Annotated in this window: 5 protein-coding genes; 1 reads left to right on the top strand and 4 read right to left on the bottom strand. The window is 74.5% G+C overall.

The window, feature by feature from the left end; genetic code table 11:
- Positions 1–14: 14 nt before the first annotated feature.
- The 4 genes from C7C45_RS05390 to C7C45_RS05375 all read right to left on the bottom strand — a co-directional run bounded on the left by C7C45_RS05390 (position 15) and on the right by C7C45_RS05375 (position 3,894).
- Entirely contained in the window at positions 15–800 is a 786-nt protein-coding gene (locus C7C45_RS05390) for a putative protein N(5)-glutamine methyltransferase (protein ID WP_110562492.1), read from the bottom strand.
- 146 nt (positions 801–946) lie between these two features.
- Positions 947–2,065: a cystathionine gamma-lyase gene (locus C7C45_RS05385; RefSeq protein ID WP_110562491.1), complete on the bottom strand. Its 1,119-nt coding sequence runs from the start codon at positions 2,063–2,065 to the stop codon at positions 947–949.
- 7 nt (positions 2,066–2,072) lie between these two features.
- Positions 2,073–3,080, bottom strand: coding sequence for an NAD(P)H-dependent glycerol-3-phosphate dehydrogenase (locus C7C45_RS05380; protein WP_110562490.1), 1,008 nt, complete (start codon positions 3,078–3,080; stop codon positions 2,073–2,075).
- Positions 3,081–3,156: 76 nt separating this feature from the next.
- On the bottom strand, positions 3,157–3,894 hold the full coding sequence (locus tag C7C45_RS05375) for a lysophospholipid acyltransferase family protein (protein WP_110562489.1): 738 nt from the start codon (positions 3,892–3,894) through the stop codon (positions 3,157–3,159).
- Between the two features lie 129 nt (positions 3,895–4,023).
- On the opposite strand from C7C45_RS05375, the gene cofC reads away from it, so the two are divergent.
- A partial coding sequence (gene cofC, locus C7C45_RS05370) for a 2-phospho-L-lactate guanylyltransferase (protein ID WP_110562488.1) occupies positions 4,024–4,666 on the top strand: 643 nt, incomplete at its 3' end.

Genomic DNA, 4,666 nt, shown 5'->3' with positions numbered 1-4,666 from the left:
GGGGTGGGGTGGGGTTAGGGGCGTTGGGCGGTTACTGCTGTGGCGTCCAGGTCCTCGTCGTGTCGAACGGTCGGCACCAGGCCGGCCGCGTCGAACGCGGCGCAGAGCGCCTCCACCTGCGTGGTCCCGGCCTCGACCACCAGGTGTCCACCGGGGGCCAGCCAGCGGGCCGCGTCGGCACCCACCCGACGCAGCACGGAGAGCCCGTCCGGTCCGCCGTCGAGCGCCACGGGGGCCTCGTGCAGCCGTGCCTCCGGCGGCATCAGCGCAACCGCGTCGGTCGGCACGTACGGGGCGTTGGCGACCACCAGGTCCAGCCGACCCCGCCACTGCCCGGGCAGCGGCGCGAACAGGTCGCCCTCGAACACCTCGGCGGCCAGCCCGGCGAGGTTACGGCGGGCGCACGCCACCGCAGCGGGGTCGATGTCGGCGGCGGCCAGCCAGCGCGGAGTGAGGCGGTGCGCCAGCGCGACGGTGGTGGCCCCGGACCCACAGCAGAGGTCGACCACGGCCGGGGCCGGGCCGGTCAGCGCGGCCGCCACCTCGACCAGCAGGGCCGTCCGGCCGCGCGGCACGAAGACGCCCGCGTCGACGGCGATCCGCAGACCGCAGAACTCCGCCCAGCCGAGCAGATACTCCAACGGCTCGCCGGCCACCCGACGCTCGGTCAGGTCGGCCAACATCGCCGGATCGTCGGCGGCGGCCAGCAGCAGGTCCGCCTCGTCCTCGGCGTAGACACAGCCGGCGGCGCGCAGCCGGCCCACGAGTGCGGACCGGTCAGTGGAAAGTGGTGTTGTCATGGGGACCTCCGGGTGAACGTCCGGCGCTCCCGAGGGTCGCTATCGCGACGTGGACCTGGGAGGAAGGGCCGGTCCTGCTGGTCGGCGGATCGGACTCACCTCCTCACGGTCGGCGGCCCACCGATCTGGGCCGCCGACACGATAACTCAGACCCCGCCGGCGGCGTCGAGCGCGGCGCTGATGTCGGCCACCAGGTCGGGGGTGTCCTCCACACCGCAGGACAGCCGGACGAAGCCGGGGGCGGTGTCGTCGCCCCACTGCGCCCGCCGGTCCGCGGTGGTGTGCAGGCCACCGAAGGAGGTCGCCGCCGCCACCAGCCGGGCGGCGTCGATGAATCGGCCCACCCGGTCGGCGTCACCCAGGTCGAACGAGAGCACCCCCGGCATCCGGCGCATCTGCGCCGACGCCACCGGGTACGCGGGGTCCTCGGGCCGCCCGGGCCAACGCACGGCGGTCACGTCCGCCCGGCCGGCGAGCAGTTCGGCGACGGCGGCGGCGTTCGCGCTCTGCCGGGCCAGACGCAGGTCGAGAGTGGCCAGCGACCGGTGTGCCAGCCAGGCGTCGAACGCGCCCGGGACCGCCCCGGTGGTGGTACGCCATTTCGTCACCGCCTCGATCAGCTCGGTGGACCGGCTGGCCAGGTAGCCCAGCAGCAGGTCGGAGTGGCCGGTGAGCGCCTTGGTGCCGGAGGCGACCACCAGGTCGGCACCGAGGTCCAGCGGGCGCTGACCCAGCGGGGTGGCGGTGGTGTTGTCCACCGCGAGCAGCGCGCCGGCGGCGTGCGCCTCCGCGGCCAGGGCCGCCACGTCGACCACGTCCAGGCCCGGGTTGGCCGGCGTCTCCACCAGCACCAACCGGACACCCTCGAACGACGGGTACGGCCCGACGGTCGGCACGAAGAGCACCCGGACGCCGATCGCCCCCAACACGTCGGTGGCGAACGCCCGGACCGGGAAGTATCCGTCGCTGGGCAGCACCACGGTGTCCCCCGGGCGCAGCAGGGTGAGCAGCAGGCCGGTGATGGCCGCCTGCCCGGTCGCGAAGACTCGACAGTCACCGCCTTCCAACTCGCCCACGGCCGCCTCCAGCAGCCGTCGGGTCGGGTTGTCGGGGCGGCCGTAGCCGTTCGGCGACGTGCCCTGGCCCTGCCACGGGTCAAGGTGATACGGCGCGGCGAAGACCGGCCCGGGCAGGAACGGGTCCCCCGGTGCCGGCTCGGGCAGGCCGGCGCGTACGCAGCGGGTCCCGTCTCCCAACTCGCTCATCGGATCCTCACTCGTACGACTCGGGCTTGGCGGTTCGGCTCATCAGGTTCTCCACGGCGAGACGCGGGTCCATCCCCTCGTGACAGATCCGCTCGACGTGCTCGGTGATCGGCATCTCCACACCGTGCGCCCGGGCGAGGTCGCGGATCGCCAGGCAGCTCTTCACGCCCTCGGCGGTCTGCCGGGTGGCGGCCTGGGCCTGCTCCAACGTCTCACCCCGGCCCAGATGCTCGCCGAAGGTGCGGTTGCGGGCCAACGGGGACGAGCAGGAGGCGACCAGGTCGCCCATGCCCGCGAGGCCGGCGAAGGTGATCGGGTCCGCGCCGAGCGCCACACCCAGCCGGGCCGTCTCGGCCAGCCCCCGGGTCATCAGCATGGCGCGGGTGTTGTCGCCGAAACCCATCGCGGTGGCGATGCCGTACGACAGGGCGATCACGTTCTTGACCGCACCGCCCAGCTCACAGCCGATCACGTCGTCGTTGGTGTAGGGGCGCAGGTAGGGCGTCCGGATCGACGACTGCACGAGCACAGTGCGGTGGCTGTTCGTGCCGGCGACCACGGTCGCGGCGGGCTGCTCGGCGGCGATCTCCGGGGCCAGGTTCGGACCGGAGACGACGACCACGCGGTCCGCGGCGACCCCGGCGGTCTCCACGATGACCTCGCTCATCCGTTTGGTGGTGCCGAGCTCGATGCCCTTCATCAGCGACACCAGGGTCGAGTCCGGGTGCAGGTGCCCGGCCCACTCGGCGAGGTTGCCGCGCAGCGTCTGCGACGGCACGGCCAGCACCACCACCTCGGCGCCGGTGATCGCCTCGGCCGCGTCGGCGGTGGCGGTGACACCGGCTGGCAACAGCACGCCGGGCAGGTACTCCGGGTTGCGGCGTTCGACCCGGATGCTCTCGGCGACCGGCGCACGACGGGCCCACACCGTCACGTCGCGCCCCGCGTCCGCGAGGATCTTGGCGAACGCGGTACCCCACGACCCGGCACCGAGCACCGCGACGTGGCCGGTCATGCCACCGCTCCGCTTCGCTCCGCGGGGGCCTGACCGGCGCCGGTGCTGAGCCTGATGATTCGCTCGCTTCGCACGCTCATGCCTCGCCGCCCTGCTGCTCGCGTCCGGCGGAGGACCGGGTCGTTCGCTGCCACAGCGGCGGCGGGGTGCCGCCACGGATCTCGGCGAGCATGTCCCGCAGCCGCAACATGATGGTTTCCGTCATCTCTTCGAGGGTGGCCCGGGTCGGCTGGGCGTCCGCCCACCGGCTCAGGTCGATCGGTTCCCCGGCGACAACGGTCACCGGGATCCGGGGGCGCGGGTTGACGCGGCTGGTCCGCGGGTCGAAGAGCCGCTCCGGCCCCCACATGACCACCGGTACGACGGGGGCGCCGGTGGCCAGGGCCAGCCGGGCGGCTCCGGTCTTGGCCTTCATCGGCCACAGCTCGGGCTGTCGGGTGGTGGTGCCCTCCGGGTAGATCACCACGGCGCCACCCTGATCGAGTGCGGCGACCAGCGAATCCAGTGAGCGGACCGCGTCGACGGTGCCCCGCTCGACCGGGATCTGCCGGCACCGGTGCAGGAGCCAGCCGACCAACGGCACCCGGAACACGCTGGCCTTGCCCAGGTACTGCGGCCAGAGCCCGGAGTCGAAGATGAAGTGCGCGGAGACCAGCGGGTCGGCGTGCGAGATGTGGTTCGCGACGATGATCACACCGCCGTCGCGGCGGAGGTGCTCCTGGCCACGCCAGGTACGCCGGGTCCACACGGTCATCACGGGCTTCACCAGCCCCACGGCGAACCGTTGCCAGAACCCCAGCCTCCGCCGTGCCACTGTGCCTCCTCCTCGCGCCCGACCCCGCGCCGCCAGACCCCGCCCGCGACACCCGCAGCGGAAATCATGCCTGCTCGCCCCCGGTACGGCCAGCGAGGGTCCCGCCGTCCGGCTGGCAGGATTGCGGACGTGAGTCAGCCGAGGTGGGCCGTGGTGGTGCCGGTGAAGCATCTGGCGGCGGCCAAGAGCCGCCTGCGGGGCGCGCTGCCCGGCGTACCGCACGAGGAGCTGGCGCTGGCGCTGGCGGCCGACACGCTCCGTGCGGTGCTAGCCTGCCCGGCGGTCGCCGAGGCCCTGGTGGTGACCGACGACGCCCGGGTGGCGGCGGCGGCGCGGGCCGCCGGCGCGCGGGTGCTGCCCGACGGGCCGGACGCCGGCCTGAACGCCGCGTTCCGACACGGCGCGGCCGGGACCCTCGCCGGGTGGGTGGCCGGGCTCACCGCGGATCTGCCGGCGCTGCGCCCGACCGAGCTGGCCGGCGCGCTGCTCGCGGCACAGAACGGCCGACCCGCGGTACGCCGTTTCGTGCCGGACGCGCCCGGCAGCGGCACGACGTTGCTCACCGCCCCTCCGGGCGTACCGCTGGATCCCCGCTTCGGGGTGGGCTCGGCGGTCGCGCACGCGGCCAGCGGGGCGCTGCCGCTGAGCGGCGACTGGCCCAGTCTGCGCCGGGACGTGGACACCCCCGCCGACCTGACCGCCGCCGCCCGGCTCGGGCTGGGGCCGCGCACCGCCGCCCTCGTCGCCGCCGACCGCCCGGCCCACCCCGCGG

The organism is Micromonospora arborensis, from assembly GCF_003205615.1.
In the GTDB taxonomy this organism is placed as follows: Bacteria; Actinomycetota; Actinomycetes; order Mycobacteriales; family Micromonosporaceae; genus Micromonospora; species Micromonospora arborensis.
This window is presented reverse-complemented; position numbering and strand designations above follow the sequence as displayed.